General features: G+C 36.3%; 14 protein-coding genes. 1 reads left to right on the forward strand and 13 read right to left on the reverse strand.

Annotated elements, in window-relative coordinates; translation table 11 throughout:
- The first annotated feature begins 41 nt into the window (after nucleotides 1-41).
- On the forward strand, nucleotides 42-1,160 hold the full coding sequence (leuB, locus tag A6I66_RS00465; protein ID WP_067144765.1) for a 3-isopropylmalate dehydrogenase: 1,119 nt from the start codon (nucleotides 42-44) through the stop codon (nucleotides 1,158-1,160).
- 155 nt (nucleotides 1,161-1,315) lie between these two features.
- Here leuB and A6I66_RS00470 read toward each other — a convergent pair whose 3' ends face one another.
- The 13 genes from A6I66_RS00470 to A6I66_RS00530 all read right to left on the reverse strand — a co-directional run bounded on the left by A6I66_RS00470 (nucleotide 1,316) and on the right by A6I66_RS00530 (nucleotide 14,986).
- On the reverse strand, nucleotides 1,316-1,927 hold the full coding sequence (locus tag A6I66_RS00470) for a MarC family protein (protein ID WP_067144766.1): 612 nt from the start codon (nucleotides 1,925-1,927) through the stop codon (nucleotides 1,316-1,318).
- 1 nt (nucleotide 1,928) lies between these two features.
- On the reverse strand, nucleotides 1,929-2,438 hold the full coding sequence (locus A6I66_RS00475) for a DUF3124 domain-containing protein (protein WP_067144767.1): 510 nt from the start codon (nucleotides 2,436-2,438) through the stop codon (nucleotides 1,929-1,931).
- 112 nt (nucleotides 2,439-2,550) lie between these two features.
- Nucleotides 2,551-3,237 (reverse strand): potassium channel family protein, encoded by a 687-nt coding sequence (locus A6I66_RS00480; RefSeq protein ID WP_067144768.1) that lies wholly within the window; start codon nucleotides 3,235-3,237, stop codon nucleotides 2,551-2,553.
- Between the two features lie 7 nt (nucleotides 3,238-3,244).
- Entirely contained in the window at nucleotides 3,245-4,993 is a 1,749-nt protein-coding gene (locus tag A6I66_RS00485; protein WP_067144769.1) for a TrkH family potassium uptake protein, read from the reverse strand.
- Between the two features lie 124 nt (nucleotides 4,994-5,117).
- Nucleotides 5,118-6,392: an argininosuccinate lyase gene (gene argH / locus A6I66_RS00490; RefSeq protein WP_067144770.1), complete on the reverse strand. Its 1,275-nt coding sequence runs from the start codon at nucleotides 6,390-6,392 to the stop codon at nucleotides 5,118-5,120.
- Between the two features lie 184 nt (nucleotides 6,393-6,576).
- A complete protein-coding gene (locus tag A6I66_RS00495; protein ID WP_067144771.1) occupies nucleotides 6,577-7,647 on the reverse strand; it encodes a M20 family metallo-hydrolase in 1,071 nt (356 codons plus the stop codon).
- A complete protein-coding gene (argB, locus tag A6I66_RS00500) occupies nucleotides 7,644-8,426 on the reverse strand; it encodes an acetylglutamate kinase (protein ID WP_067144772.1) in 783 nt (260 codons plus the stop codon). The genes A6I66_RS00495 and argB overlap by 4 nt, the downstream gene beginning before the upstream one ends.
- Nucleotides 8,419-9,357: an N-acetylornithine carbamoyltransferase gene (locus A6I66_RS00505; protein ID WP_067144773.1), complete on the reverse strand. Its 939-nt coding sequence runs from the start codon at nucleotides 9,355-9,357 to the stop codon at nucleotides 8,419-8,421. Before A6I66_RS00505 ends, argB begins: the two co-directional genes overlap by 8 nt.
- A gap of 4 nt (nucleotides 9,358-9,361) precedes the next feature.
- On the reverse strand, nucleotides 9,362-10,126 hold the full coding sequence (gene proB / locus A6I66_RS00510; protein WP_067144774.1) for a glutamate 5-kinase: 765 nt from the start codon (nucleotides 10,124-10,126) through the stop codon (nucleotides 9,362-9,364).
- Nucleotides 10,127-10,215: 89 nt separating this feature from the next.
- Entirely contained in the window at nucleotides 10,216-11,412 is a 1,197-nt protein-coding gene (locus tag A6I66_RS00515; protein ID WP_067144775.1) for a glutamate-5-semialdehyde dehydrogenase, read from the reverse strand.
- An 11-nt stretch (nucleotides 11,413-11,423) separates the two neighbouring features.
- Entirely contained in the window at nucleotides 11,424-12,590 is a 1,167-nt protein-coding gene (locus A6I66_RS00520; protein WP_067144776.1) for an aspartate aminotransferase family protein, read from the reverse strand.
- 240 nt (nucleotides 12,591-12,830) lie between these two features.
- Nucleotides 12,831-13,808 carry an N-acetyl-gamma-glutamyl-phosphate reductase gene (gene argC / locus A6I66_RS00525; protein WP_067144777.1) on the reverse strand — a complete coding sequence of 326 codons (978 nt, stop codon included), beginning with the start codon at nucleotides 13,806-13,808 and terminating at the stop codon, nucleotides 12,831-12,833.
- Nucleotides 13,808-14,986 (reverse strand): argininosuccinate synthase, encoded by a 1,179-nt coding sequence (locus A6I66_RS00530; protein WP_067144778.1) that lies wholly within the window; start codon nucleotides 14,984-14,986, stop codon nucleotides 13,808-13,810. The genes argC and A6I66_RS00530 overlap by 1 nt, the downstream gene beginning before the upstream one ends.
- Nucleotides 14,987-14,997: the final 11 nt, after the last annotated feature.

The following is a 14,997-nucleotide window of genomic DNA, read 5'->3' on the forward strand; positions in this document are numbered from 1 at the left end:
TTTTCGCTTTCGCGGAAATAGACAATTAAAAAGAGTACGATATGAAGTTAAATATTGGCGTTTTACCGGGAGATGGCATAGGACCAGAAGTTACAGCTCAGGCCGTTAAGGTTTTGAAGGCTATCGCTATTGAATTTAACCACATATTTACTTTTGAAAAAGCACTGGTTGGGGCCGTAGCTATCGACAAAACAGGCTCGCCTCTACCGGATGAAACTATTGAAATTTGTAAAAAATCGGATGCCGTTTTATTTGGAGCCATTGGCAACACCAAATACGACGAAGATCCTGATGCTACGGTACGTCCTGAACAAGGTCTTTTAGGCCTTCGTAAAGCCTTGGGCTTACATACCAATATTAGACCGGTTATTGCTTACGAAGATTTACTTAATAAATCCTCGTTAAAAGTAAAAGCTATAAAAGATACCAATTTGGTTATTTATAGAGAGTTAACTGGTGGTATCTATTTTGGAGAGCAGAAACTAAGTGCCGATGGCAACACCGCATCAGACACCTGTAAATACCAACGCTTTGAAATTGAACGCATTGCACATAAAGCATTTAAAGCCGCTCAATCACGAAAACGCAAATTAACTTTGGTAGATAAGGCTAATGTTTTAGAAAGTTCTAGACTTTGGCGCCGTGTGGTGAAAGACATTGCTAAGCAATATCCCGATGTAAACATAGATTACACCTATATCGATAATGCGGCCATGGATTTAATCATTAATCCGAGACAGTTTGATGTGATTTTAACCGAAAATATGTTTGGTGATATTCTTTCAGAAGAAGCCAGCGTTATTGTTGGGTCTATAGGTCTATTAGCTTCAGCATCTATTGGCGACGACCATGTGATGTTCGAGCCTATTCATGGCGCTTATACTAAAGCTGCCAACAAAGGTATTGCAAACCCTATAGCTTCCATCTTATCGGCAGCTATGTTATTGGATCATTTTGGGTTAGATGAAGAAGCAAATCGTGTGAGAGAAGGTGTAGACAAATCGTTAAAGCTTCATATAACAACACCTGATTTAAACAACAAATACGATCATATCAGCACAACGAAAGTTGGGGATTTTATAGAGGATTTCATTCATAATCCTGATGAAACCAATCTAAACTTTACTAATATACATTTAGGGCAATCCACTATTATTTAATTATTTGAGTTAGTCAACAAACAAATTAAACTAAACTAGAGAAAGTCCTTAAAAGCGCATTTAACCAATGCGCTTTTTTAATTTATAAACTTTACAATAGTCCTTGGTGGTTAAGATCTAAATGTTTCGTGAAGACTCTTTTCAGACCAAAATCCTTAGGTATTCTGAAAATAGCTACTAATACCTGTTAAAATGTTTTGAACGGCATATGCGGCAAGAATCAAACCCATAATTTTACTAATTACTGTAATACCGTAGTCGCCTATGCGTTTTTGAAGATGATTAGCGCCTAGTAAAATCAAACAAGTTACCGCTATAATAACCAATACCAAAAAAGTGGTTATGGTTTGTTGTTGTATGGTATACAAATGGTTATCGGTTAATAAAACCACAGCCATTATAGCCCCTGGTGAAGCAATAGATGGTATCGCTATGGGGAAAATCGTTACGTGTTTATAATCGGTAATCCCACTTTTTTCTTGTTCTGGTTTCCCGTCCCCGAAAATCATGGTCAATGCAAAAAGAAACAGGATCACACCTCCTGAAATTTGAAACGCATCTAAAGAGACCGACATACCTTCTAAAATGAGTTGTCCGATTATTATAAAAAACAACAATATAAAAAAGGCAATCATTGTGGCTCGAATAGCGACTTTCTTCTTTTTAGAAATATCTAATTCCTTGGTTGCTTCTAAATATACAGGAATAGACCCAATAGGATCGATCACTGCAAAAATGAAAAATAGTTTTGTAATATATTCTGCCATATTATTTTATACGTACTGCTTGTGTGGTAAATGATAAGCCTTGTTGTCCCACGGTTGAATTCATAATACCCTCAAATAAAGGTACTGAAGTATTTTGAGGTATTTTCCATTCAAATATAAAGTTAGAACCCGTACCTCCTGAAACATCAACCTCGTCGATAATAATTTCAGCGGTTTCCAGTGGTGCTAAGAAAATCGTCTTTTCAAAATAGGAACGCACTAAAGTACCATGCGTATCATAATAATCGGCTTTTTCAATATAAATGGTATCATTTAAACTCGTGTTTCTCAAACTTACCATAGCCGTTAAATTATGCGTTTTGCTTTCCGATAGGCTAAAAATCTGAGAATAAATAGACAAATAGGACGCTCCTACTTGTAAACTATCCTTATGGCTGATATCAATGGTGCGTTTTGACCAATTTTCAGGATGAATGGAACTCACTTGCTGCTGCTTTTCGCAAGCCACAAAACTGAAAATAAAGACTATAAAAAGAAAATACTGCTTCATAATCCAAAGATAGGAAAAGTGTTGAGACTATAAGACATGCCACCCTTTAGATGTTTAATACGCTCCCATTAAGTGATGGTTTTACATATTAGATTCGACAAAGGATTGATCATCAATCTTTATTTAAAAACCGTTTAATGTCTTTATTCGAACCGTATACAACCAAGATATCATCTTTATACAGGATATCTTCGGCACCAGCTACACCTTTAACGTTTGTAATATTTCTGGTTTTCCCTACGGCGCTTTTAATTTCTGTGTTTGCTATAGTGGTTAAAACCAGTAAGTTATACTGTTTTCTAATATCGATCTGTCTAATGGTTTTTTGATCAAATTTTTCAGGAACATGAACCTCAACAATACTGTAATCATCATTCAATTCAAAAGAATCTACGACGCCCTTTAGAGACAACCTTTTTGCCCATCTTTCGGCCGATTCTTCTTCGGGATGAACAATAGCAGTAACACCAATAGCATTGAGCACCTTTTCATGCAGGCTATCAATCGCTCGACTTATTACGCGTTTTACTTTTAGGTTTTTAAGTAATGCTGTTGCCATAATATTGGCACCAGTATCTTCACCAATAGCTACAATAACCACATCGGTATCACTTAAGGGAAGACCAGATACTGTAAATTCATCGGTAGCATCCAAACAAATGGTATGTGACAAATCTTCTTTAAGCAAATCAACTTTTTCCATTTTGCGATCCACACCAATCACCTCATTACCCTGTGCAGTTAATTTCTTTCCTAAGGATGCGCCAAAATTTCCAAGACCTACAATAATATATTTCATGCTATTTTTAATTTATGGTGATTTCTTCGCTAGGGTAGCGATAATTTTTATGTTTTATTTTTTTGAACACCGCAACTATGATGGAAAGCATACTAACCCTTCCAATAAACATAATAGCGATAATTACAAATTTACTAATGGTATCTAAATCGCCTGTAACCCCTAAACTTAAACCTACAGTACTATATGCCGAAAAACACTCGAACGCAATGTTTAGTAATCCCATTTCTGGATTAAAAACACTAATAATTACGATTCCAACACCGATAACCATTAAGGACAAAGCAATGGTTGCGAATGCTCTTCTCACCGAAATATCGGCTATTTCTCTTCTGTAAACTTCAATACGCTGTTTCCCTTTTGCTAAGCTTAAAATATTTAGCGTCGCTATAGCAAAGGTACTAGTTTTAATACCACCACCTGTTGATGTTGGCGAAGCTCCCACCCACATGAGTAAAATTGTGATGACTATGGTAGGAAATGCCAAATCGCCCATATCTACAGCGTTAAAACCAGCCGTTCGTGGTGTTGTAGCTCCAAATAATGCGTTTACTAATTTCCCTGACAAGGTGTGTTCAGCGAGTGTATTATGATACTCAAAAATCAAAAATAATATAAAACCAATTACAGTTAAGGAAGTTGTAGTCACTAGAGTAATTCTACTATTAATGTTTAACACCCAAGGTTTATAGGTTCTGTTTTTTGAATTGAAAAAGAAAATCTGAATGAATTTGAATTTGATAAATCTAATGATATTAACCACAATAGGAAACCCTAAACCTCCTAAAACAAACGTGGCTACGATAATGAGTTGCAAGGCATAGTTAAATCGGAAACCAACGTCATAGATACTATTGGATAATGTTGAAAAACCGGCATTACAAAATGCTGAAATGGCATGAAATATTGAAAAAAATACTTGATAAGAAAAACTACTAAACAAATTCTTATCCAAGGAAAAGAAAATAAATATAGCGGCTGTCAATTCAACTATAGCCGTAATAACTATAATATTCTTTAGGGTGCTAAATACATCGCTAATTTTATCGGAGTTGGTCATTTCCCCTAAGGTTAATTGGTTTTCATAGGTACTTCCTCCTTTAAAAAAGTAACTGAAATAGCTTGCAAAAGTTAGGATACCTAAGCCTCCAATTTGTATTAAAAACATGATGATAGCTTGTCCGAAATGCGTAAAATAAGTTCCAGTATCGACGACAATCAATCCTGTTACACAAACCGCACTTGTTGACGTAAACAAGGCATCTATGAATGACAGACCTTCATGTGTTGCCTTTGGCATCATTAATAGAAAGGAGCCTAGTAAAATAATGACTAAGAAGCTTAATATGAATATTTGTGCCGGATTAAGATAGGTTCGATGCAGATTTAGTTTTTGTTCTGAAAACTCCCTAATAAAAGACAGGATGACAGCCAAAACGACCCATATGGGATTTTCTAAAATTAAATCAGTTTTAAATGCTTCACCGTGAAAGAGGTACATATAAAAAACACACAAGGTATAAACCACTGAAATCACATCGAAAACAGCAACCCTACGTTTTAACAGCTGCTTATTTTCAAAATATCTAGCAAAAGTTGCCGCTAAGCCTAAAGCAATAACTATGAAGTAAAACGCATCAATGATTTGTTGCGTTAATACCGTTTTCGAAAAACCAAAATCAAAAATAAAGGCGAGCATTCCAAAAACGCTCGCCCAAAATGCAATGCTATATAGTTTTTTTAAGTCGTAGTTCATTGCTCAAAAATAGTTTATTCTTTTTCTCTGATGCTCATTTTTTTTAAGCTGTATGCTTGTCTATCAAAACTAAGCCTACTACAATAAATAAACAATAAAAAAACCTATTTTCAACAATTACGATCTACCCAGGAAACTTATCACGAATTTTATCTAAGCATAAATTGTGAATACTTCCTGCATGGGTGTGTTTTTTAGATGTGTCTGGAACATAAGTACCGTCTTGCACTTGTCCCCCAATTTTTTGATAGGCTTCTCTAAAAGTTTGTCCTTCGACTACTAAGGTATTGATGTTATCTACTGTAAATAAGTATTTGTATTTATCGTCGTTGATATCGATATCCTTCACAATAATTTGTTGGATCGAATAATTAAAAATATCCAAAATGTCTTTAATATCCTCGAAAGCTGCAATGATATTTTCTTTTAACAACTGAAAATCACGGTGATAACCACTAGGCAAGTTGTTTGTTATTAATATCATTTCACTTTGCAAGGCTTGTATTTTGTTACATTTCCCTCGGATTAACTCAAACACATCAGGATTCTTTTTATGTGGCATGATGCTACTTCCTGTGGTTAACTCGTCTGGAAAGGAAATGAATCCGAAATTCTGACTCATATACAAACAGGTATCCATAGCAAAACGAGCCATGGTGTTTGCCAAGCTCCCTAAAGCTGCAGCAATGGTACGCTCGTTTTTACCTCGTCCCATTTGTGCGGCAACAACGTTGTATTTTAGAGTTGCAAAGTCCATTTCTTTAGTGGTCACCTCGCGATCGATAGGAAAAGAACTTCCGTAACCAGCTGCCGAACCTAGCGGATTTTGATCTACGGTTTTTATGGCCGCATCTAATAAAAACACATCATCAATCATTAATTCGGCATAGGCTGAAAACCATAACCCGAATGATGATGGCATAGCCACTTGTAAATGCGTATAGCCAGGAAGCACCTTATCTTTATAAGTCTCTGCCTGATTGATTAAGGTATCGAAAAGTGTTTTTGTTTTGGATTTTACAGCTTGTAACTCTTCTTTAAAATACAAATGAAGAGCTACTAAAACTTGATCGTTTCTAGAACGAGCTGTATGGATTTTTTTACCCACATCACCTAAAGACTTCGTTAATTCAAATTCAATTTTAGAATGTACGTCTTCAAACTGTTCGTCGATAACGAAAGTTCCGGCCTCTATTTGATTGGCTAAAACCTGAAGTCCAGAAAGCAATTTCTCTAATTCTATTTCAGAAAGAATGCCAATTTTTTGAAGCATTATGGCATGCGCTCGCGATGCAATAACATCGTATTTTGCAATATGAATATCTATTTCTCGGTCGTTTCCAATAGTAAATTGCTCTATTTTTTTATCTATCGATATGCCTTTATCCCAAAGTTTCATTTTTAAAAATGTTTATGTGTTTAATCGTTTAATGGTTTAACTGATTGCCTATTCACAACATATCGGTTTGCCTTTTAAACGAAGGGCTACTATTATTCTTTTTTATTGTGGGTTTTCTTTTTGGTTTAGTTGTTTATCCTAATACCGATTAAACAACTAAACAGTTCAACGATTCCACATATTCCTACGCAGGAATAAGGACGCGATTTAACAGTTCGATGTAAATCTGAACACCCTCTTCTATTTCACTAATATAAATAAATTCATCAGCCGAATGTGATCTCGTACTATCTCCAGGGCCTAATTTTAACGACGAACAGCTTAACACCGCTTGATCGGATAAAGTTGGCGACCCATAAGTCGTTCTTCCCATAGCCATTCCTGCTTTTACCAAATCATGATCCATAGGAATGCTTGAAGAGTTCAAACGTAAGCTGCGAGGTATAATTCGTGTTACTGGCGCCTGACTTTGTAAAATCTCGGCAATTTCGGCATTCGAATAAGCATCGTTCACACGAACATCAACAACCATATCTACATGACCAGGAACCACATTATGTTGTGAGCCTGCATTAATTTGAGTTACTGTTAGTTTCACATCACCTAAAGCTTCCGAGCTCCTTTCAAACTTGTAATCTTTAAACCATTGCAACGCTTCAATACTGTTATAAAGGGCATTATCATCATTTGGATGCGCGGCATGACTTGGCGTACCTTCAACCACAGCGTCAAAAACGACTAATCCTTTTTCAGCAACAGCTAAATTCATCAATGTAGGTTCGCCCACAATAGCCACATCCACTTTAGGAATGATAGGAAGCATACTGTTTAGTCCGTTTGGACCACTGCTTTCTTCTTCCGCGGAAGCGACAATAACCAAATTGTATTTTAAGTTTTCATGATTGTAAAAATAGACAAAGGTAGCCAGAAGCGACACCAAACAACCGCCAGCATCGTTACTTCCTAGTCCGTACAATTTCCCATCTTCAACAACGGCTTTAAACGGATCTTTGGTATAAGCCGAATTAGGTTTAACCGTATCGTGATGTGAGTTTAGCAATAAGGTTGGCTTGCTCTCATCAAAGTGTTTGTTAAGCGCCCAAATATTATTTTTAGTACGATTATAATCTATATTGTGATTTGTAAACCATGCTTCGATATGCCCTGCTGTCTGTTCTTCTTCGGAAGAAAAAGACTGGGTTTCGATGAGCTTTTTTAGTAAAGCAATGGCATCTTGTGTTAACTGCTCTATCATAAAAATAAGGTGGTAAACTTTTGATTTTTATTACTAATAATGCTTGGATTTCCAATGAAAACTCTAGATACACCGGCTTCAATAGCGTGGTAACAGTTCTCCAATTTAGGAAGCATCCCATCGTGAAAAACACCTTTGTGCTTTAATACTTCGTAGGTACCAGAATCCATAAAATCGATAACCGAGTTATCATCATCAACCTCCATAAGCACACCGTTTTTCTCAAAACAGTATACCAGTTCTACTTTATATAATTTTGAAAGACCAATGGCTAATTCTGAAGCAATGGTATCTGCATTGGTATTAAATAGTTGTCCGTTTTCATCATGCGTAATGGCACAAAAAACAGGTGTAAAATCAGCTTCAATAAGTTTATTAATGCTTGTATGATTTACCTTTTTAACATCGCCAACAAAACCGTAGTCTATCTCTTTTACCGGACGTTTTTTTGAAGCGATACTATTAATATCTGCGCCAGTTAACCCAATAGCATCGGTACTCAAACCTTGCAGCTGAGCCACAATATTTTTGTTTACTAGTCCGCCATAAACCATGGTAATCACTTCTAAGGTTTCAGCATCGGTAATACGACGACCATTCACCATTTGAGATTCAATCCCTAACTTTGAAGCGATGTGTGTGGCACGTTTTCCGCCGCCATGCACTAAAACTTTCTTCCCTTCTAATTCTGAAAATTGCTCTAAAAAAGTCGCTAAAGCCTCTGGATTTTCTATAACATTCCCACCAATTTTTACTACTGATAATTTCTCTTTAGCCATTTTCTAATATTTTTTTAAGTACCAATTGTGCAGCGTAGGTTCTGTTATTAGCTTGCTGAATAACCAATGAGCTATCGCTATCTAAAACGGCGTCTTCTACAATAAGATTACGTCTTACAGGCAAACAGTGCATAAATTTGGCATCACCTAATTTTTCTTTTGTGATGGTCCAATTGGGATCTGTATTTAACACTTTACCATAATCGTCGTAGGAACTCCAATTCTTCACATAAACGAAATCGGCGTCCTTAAATGCTTCCTCTTGACTGTGAACAATAGGCGTATCTTTAGTGATCTCCGGACTTAAATTATAACCTTCTGGATTTGCAATCACAAAATCCACATCCATTTTTTGCATGGCTTGTACAAAGCTATTTCCTACGGCATGCGGTAAGGCTTTAACATGAGGCGCCCAACTTAAAACCACTTTAGGTTTCTCTTTTTTGGTATGCTCTGAAATGGTTATGGCATCTGTTAAAGCTTGTAGAGGGTGTCCTGTAGCACTTTCCATATTCACCACAGGTACCGAAGCGTGCTTTACGAAGGCTTTTAAAACCTGCTCGCTTTCATCTTTAACCTTATCGGTTAAGGTTGGAAAGGCTCTTACAGCAATAATATCGCAATATTGCGACACCACTGCAGCAGCTTCTTTTATATGTTCGGCAGTGTTACCATTCATCACCGTACCATCTTCAAATTCGATTCCCCAAGCATCGCCAGAAACGTTCATCACTATAGGATCCATACCTAAGTTTAAGGCCGCTTTTTGCGTACTTAAACGTGTACGTAAACTAGAGTTAAAAAACAATAAACCTAAGGTTTTGTGTTTACCGAGTTCAACATTTTTAAGGGGATTCTGCTTTAAAGCTTTAGCTTCTTCAATCCATGTTTTGATGTTATCAATATCGTTTATGGATGTGTAATTTTTCATATTACTATGCTTTTATTTTGGTAAACGCCACTTTGTTTTCCATTGCATTTAGAATGAAATAATCTTCGAGTCCGTTTACAATCCAAGTTTCTATTTTTGAGTTTTTGGCTAATGCTGCTGCTTCTACTTTTGAAGCCATACCACCACTACCATGCGTAGATTTTGAGTTTACAACCTCGGCTTTTAAAGCATCGAAATCGACAACCTCTGAAATGGTTTCTGGTTTGTTATTTTCAAATGAAGCTTTGGTATATATGCCGTTGGTATTGGTCGCTATTATAAACAAATCGACACCTAAAAGTGATGCCGTTAACGCGCCTAGTTTGTCGTTATCACCAAATTTAATTTCGTCGGTAGCTACCGTATCATTTTCATTAATGATAGGAATATAGTTGTTGTTAACCAAAACGTTTATGGTATTCACAATGTTTGTTTTACTTTCCTTTTTCTCGAAATCGGAATAAGACAATAAACACTGGGAACTCAACAGACCATATTCCCTGAAAATTTCTTGATAAATACGAATTAAATGCGGTTGCCCAATGGATGCTAAAGCCTGTTTAACGAATAATTCTTCTCGCTGGCTTTCCAGCTTTACAAACTGTTTCGCTACAGCAATAGCTCCTGAGCTTACAATTATAAATTCGTATCGGTCTTGAAGCTGCGCGATTTGACTGGCAATATCTTCAATTTTACCTCTAGAAATATTATCGGTTTCCTTGGTAAGCGTATTGGACCCTACTTTTAATAAAATGCGTTTTTTCTTCATTTATTTAAAACTCCACTTGTGATAATTTTAAAAATTGATCTTACCACAAGTGGACGCTTATTTTTTTATGCTGGTATGCACAGGCATACTTATCTTATTTGTCCGTTACCATGAACATACCACTTATTGGTTACTAAATGCTGTAAACCAATAGGGCCACGTTGGTGTAACTTATCAGTACTGATTGCCAACTCACCACCTAAACCTAACTGACTACCATCGGTAAATCGTGTTGAGGCGTTGTGATATACAGCAGCCGTATCTACATTTTCCATGAAGGTTTTAGCAACAGCTTCATCGGTAGTGATGATTGATGCCGAGTGACCTCCTGAATATTTATTAATCATGGCGATCGTATCTTCAACTCCAGCAATTTCTCCTATAACGATTTTGTAATCTAGGAACTCTTCATACCAGATATCATCAGATTCAAACTGACTAATTTCATCGTATTTAGACGTTTTTTCATCACCTAAAATTTCAACATCAAATTCCTTTAGTTTAGAAATAAAGCGTTTCATGAAAGCTTCTTTTTCAGGAAGGTTTTCATCAATTAAAACTTTATCTACGGCGTTACAAGCTGAAATTTTTGCTGTTTTTCCGTTAATAATCACATCCATAGCGATATCTAAATCGGCTTTAGGGTGTACATACACAAAGTTGTTTCCTCTACCACTAATAATAACAGGGCAGTTGGCGTGTTTCTTTACAAAAGCAATTAAACGTTCGCCTCCTCTAGGTACCATTAAATCAACTTTTTGAGTTGGATTTTCCAAGAAAGCTTGGGTTTCCTCTCTATTGAATTGTAAATACTCTACCCAATCGGTAGAAGCACCATTCGCTTTTAAAGCCTCGTGCCACAATTCAACAATTTTTAAGTTTGAGCGTAAAGATTCCTTTCCGCCTTTTAGTAAAATTTTATTTCCAGATTTAAATGCGATTCCTGCGGCTTCAACTGTTACATCAGGACGAGATTCATATATGATTAGAACGGTTCCAAACGATGCTGTTTTATTGTAAACCTGCATGCCATTGTCGTGTTTAAAAGCAAAGCGTTCTACTCCAACAGGATCGTCTTGTGAAGCTAGATGGGTTACGGACTTAATCATTTCATCGACTTTCGAATCGTCAACTTTTAAACGATCGTACATAGAAATATCATCGCCTTTGTAAGCCTCTAAATCTTCTTTATTGATATTAATTATAGTTTCTCGTTCCTTTTCTAATAGTACGCCCATTTTAAGCAGTACTGCGTTTCTTGTTTCTATAGTTAATAAAGTGTTCATTTTCTTTTTTTTTAAATTTTTTCTGTCTGCAGTTCCTCTGCAGATTCCACCTCTGGTAACGCTTCAATTAGGGCTTCAAAAAACATATTGATATGCTCTTTCCTAACGGTTAACGGAGGTAATATTCTTAATAATTTTTTGTTTGAAGCACCACCAGTAAAAATATGATTTTCATAAATCAAGCGTTTTCTTAAGTCGCCAACTTCAAAGTCAAATTCTAATCCGAGCATCAAACCTTTTCCTTTTATATTTTTTATATGCGGAATGGTTTTAGCGATTTTTATAAAATACTCAGACATCACTTGCACATTATCTATCAGTTTTTGGTCTTCAATAACCTCTAAAACCGATAAACCAGCAGCACATGCCAAGTGATTACCGCCAAAAGTGGTACCTAACATACCAAATTTAGCTTCTATACTAGGGTGGATTAAAATTCCTCCCATTGGGAAACCGTTCCCCATACCTTTTGCTATCGATACAATGTCTGGTGTCACATTATAATGCTGAAAAGCAAAAAACTTACCTGAACGTCCGTATCCCGATTGCACCTCATCGGCGATAAAAAACGAGTTGTTGGCTTTACAAAGTTTATCAACTTCATTGAAAAACTTAGCCGAGCCTTGATCCAGACCGCCAACGCCTTGGATAAACTCAACAATAACAGCACATACATCCCCTTTTTCTAATTCGGCTTTTACGCCAGCAATATCGTCTAACTCAAGAAAAGTTACTTCTTGTTGCGCATTAATTGGCGCTACGATACCCGGATTATCGGTGGCTGCAACCGCAGCAGATGTACGTCCGTGAAAACCATTTTTAAACGCTATAACTCTAGATTTCCCAGTTTTAAAGGATGCTAATTTTAGTGCATTTTCATTAGCTTCTGCTCCTGAATTACAGAAAAACAGTTCGTAATCTTTACATCCTGAAAGCGCTTCTAACTTATCGGCCAATTGAACCTGAAGCGGATTTTGGATGGCATTGGAATAAAATCCGAGTTCGGAAACTTGACGAGAAATAGCCTCTACATATTTTGGGTGTGCGTGCCCAATAGAGATCACAGCGTGACCACCATAAAGGTCTAAATACTCTGTTCCATTCTTATCGTAAACATAAACACCTTTTCCTGAAACTGGTGTTACATCGTACAGCGGATAAACGTTAAATAATGGCATAATTACATATTTATTAGTTGGTTTGTTTTTCAAAAGAAGTTTCCTTCTTTATTAGGAGTTATGCTAACCCCTATAATTTATTTGGTTGCTGCGCAAAAGTAACGATTTTAGAAGGGTTTTCTGTTAATTGACTGGTTTAAAACCAACTTCAATACATCTCACAGAAAGCCTTTACGTATCGTTTAAGATTAAACCCCTACTCTTTTGCATATATTTACCTATTCTGGGAAGTTTAGCGACTTAAAAATAAGTCGCCTTTAATCCTAATCCTGTGGTTTCTTCTAAACCAAACATTAAGTTCATATTCTGAACGGCTTGTCCCGAGGCTCCTTTTAAAAGGTTATCGATAATGCTTGTTATTAAAAGTTTCCCTTCATGTTTATGCAAGTGAATTAAACATTTGTTTGTATTTACCACTTGCTTTAAATGTAAAAAATCGTCGGCTACAAAGGTGAATTCCGCATCTTTATAATAAGCTTGATACATGGCCTTCGCATCTTCTACAGAACCTTCAAAATCGGTGTAAATCGTCGCAAAAATGCCTCTTGAAAAATTCCCACGATTTGGCATAAAAAGAATATCTGAAGCAAAATCACCCTGCAACTGTTTAACCGATTGGTTAATTTCTCCTAAATGCTGATGTGTAAAAGGCTTATAATAAGAGAAATTATTATCACGCCACGTGTAATGCGTGGTCGCAGACAATGAAGTCCCTGCACCTGTTGCCCCTGTTACGGCATTTATATGCACATCATTATTTAGCAAATTGGCTTCAGCTAAAGGTAAAAGCCCCAACTGAATGGCTGTTGCAAAACAACCAGGATTCGCTAAATAGTTTGCGTTTTTAATAGCTTCTCTTTGTAATTCTGGCAAGCCATACACAAAGGTTTTTCCATTAAAAACTTTATCGGCTTCAAGTCTAAAATCGTTTCCTAAATCGATGATTTTAGTCTGCTCAGAAAACGTGTTAGCCTCTAAAAACTTCACCGAATTTCCATGGCCTAAACATAAAAATAATACGTCTACATTTGGATTTACGGTATCTGTAAATTCAAAATCTAAAGACCCTACTAAATCTTGATGTACTTTACTTATTTGATTTCCTGCATTACTGGTGCTATACACAAAGTTCATTTCAGCTTCGGGGTGATGAATAAGTAATCTTATTAACTCGCCTGCTGTGTACCCTGCGCCACCTATAATTCCAACTTGGATCATTATTTTGAATTTACTTGTTGATAGATTTTATTCTGATTACCTAGAATTTTGATAAAGCCTTTGGCATCATCAGCGGTCCACGCTTTGTTCTCCTCACCGTAGCTTCCAAATTTCGCACTCATCAAATCATGTTCAGACTGAATACCATCTAGTGCAAAGTGGTAAGGTTTTAAAGTGACAAATACATCACCTGTAACCTTATCTTGACTGCTTGCTAAGAAAGCTTCAATATTTCTCATAACAGGATCTAGGTATTGCCCTTCATGCAAGTGCATTCCGTAGAAACTTGACAAATATTCTTTGTGTTGTAACTGCCATTTGGTTAGCGTATGTTTTTCTAATAAATGATGTGCTTTAATAGTAATAAGCGCTGCTGCAGCTTCAAAACCAACACGCCCTTTAATACCAACAATGGTATCGCCAACATGGATATCTCTACCAATAGCATATGCCGAAGCTAAGTTATTAAGCACTTCAATATTATTTTGAGGCGCGTTTTCAATACCGTTTACTGCTACTAACTCGCCTTGTTTGAAAGTTAATTTTACTTTTTCTTCCTCGGTGTGTTTCAACTGAGACGGATAAGCTTCGCTAGGCAATGCTTTGTCGGATGTTAAAGTTTCTGAACCTCCAACACTAGTTCCCCAAAGCCCCTTATTAACAGAGTATTTTGCTTTTTCCCAGTTCATATCGATACCATTTTCTTTCAAATAGTCGATTTCTTGTTGTCTGGTTAATTTCTCATCTCTAATTGGCGTAATAATTTTGATATTTGGAGCCAAAGTTTGGAAAATCATATCAAAACGCACTTGGTCGTTTCCTGCACCTGTACTACCATGAGCAATATATTCGGCATCAATACTTTTAGCGTACTCAATAATTTCAATCGCTTGAATGATACGCTCGGCACTTACCGATAATGGGTATGAATTATTTTTTAATACATTTCCAAAAATCAAATACTTCACCACTTTCTGGTAAAAAGTTGATACTGCATCAATATTTTTATAGGTCGTTACACCCATTTTGTAGGCGTTACTCTCTATGTGACTAATTTCTTCTTTAGTAAAACCACCTGTGTTTACACTTACGGCGTGCACATCATATTCTTTTGATAAACTTACTGCACAGTATGACGTATCCAATCCACCACTGTATGCTATTACTAATTTTTTCATTTTACTCTATT

The sequence above is a fragment of the Pseudotamlana agarivorans genome (assembly GCF_001642835.1).
GTDB lineage: Bacteria > Bacteroidota > Bacteroidia > Flavobacteriales > Flavobacteriaceae > Pseudotamlana > Pseudotamlana agarivorans.

Bases quoted from the DNA above. Each gene is read 5' to 3' on its own strand.
- A6I66_RS00475 (WP_067144767.1), bottom strand. From the start codon at position 2,438: ATGAAGCAGTATTTTCTTTTTATAGTCTTTATTTTCAGTTTTGTGGCT.
- A6I66_RS00485 (WP_067144769.1), bottom strand. From the start codon at position 4,993: ATGAACTACGACTTAAAAAAACTATATAGCATTGCATTTTGGGCGAGC.
- argC (WP_067144777.1), bottom strand. From the start codon at position 13,808: ATGATCCAAGTTGGAATTATAGGTGGCGCAGGGTACACAGCAGGCGAG.
- A6I66_RS00470 (WP_067144766.1), bottom strand. From the start codon at position 1,927: ATGGCAGAATATATTACAAAACTATTTTTCATTTTTGCAGTGATCGAT.
- A6I66_RS00515 (WP_067144775.1), bottom strand. From the start codon at position 11,412: ATGAACACTTTATTAACTATAGAAACAAGAAACGCAGTACTGCTTAAA.
- A6I66_RS00530 (WP_067144778.1), bottom strand. From the start codon at position 14,986: ATGAAAAAATTAGTAATAGCATACAGTGGTGGATTGGATACGTCATAC.
- A6I66_RS00520 (WP_067144776.1), bottom strand. From the start codon at position 12,590: ATGCCATTATTTAACGTTTATCCGCTGTACGATGTAACACCAGTTTCA.
- proB (WP_067144774.1), bottom strand. From the start codon at position 10,126: ATGAAGAAAAAACGCATTTTATTAAAAGTAGGGTCCAATACGCTTACC.
- A6I66_RS00495 (WP_067144771.1), bottom strand. From the start codon at position 7,647: ATGATAGAGCAGTTAACACAAGATGCCATTGCTTTACTAAAAAAGCTC.
- argB (WP_067144772.1), bottom strand. From the start codon at position 8,426: ATGGCTAAAGAGAAATTATCAGTAGTAAAAATTGGTGGGAATGTTATA.
- argH (WP_067144770.1), bottom strand. From the start codon at position 6,392: ATGAAACTTTGGGATAAAGGCATATCGATAGATAAAAAAATAGAGCAA.
- A6I66_RS00505 (WP_067144773.1), bottom strand. From the start codon at position 9,357: ATGAAAAATTACACATCCATAAACGATATTGATAACATCAAAACATGG.
- leuB (WP_067144765.1), top strand. From the start codon at position 42: ATGAAGTTAAATATTGGCGTTTTACCGGGAGATGGCATAGGACCAGAA.
- A6I66_RS00480 (WP_067144768.1), bottom strand. From the start codon at position 3,237: ATGAAATATATTATTGTAGGTCTTGGAAATTTTGGCGCATCCTTAGGA.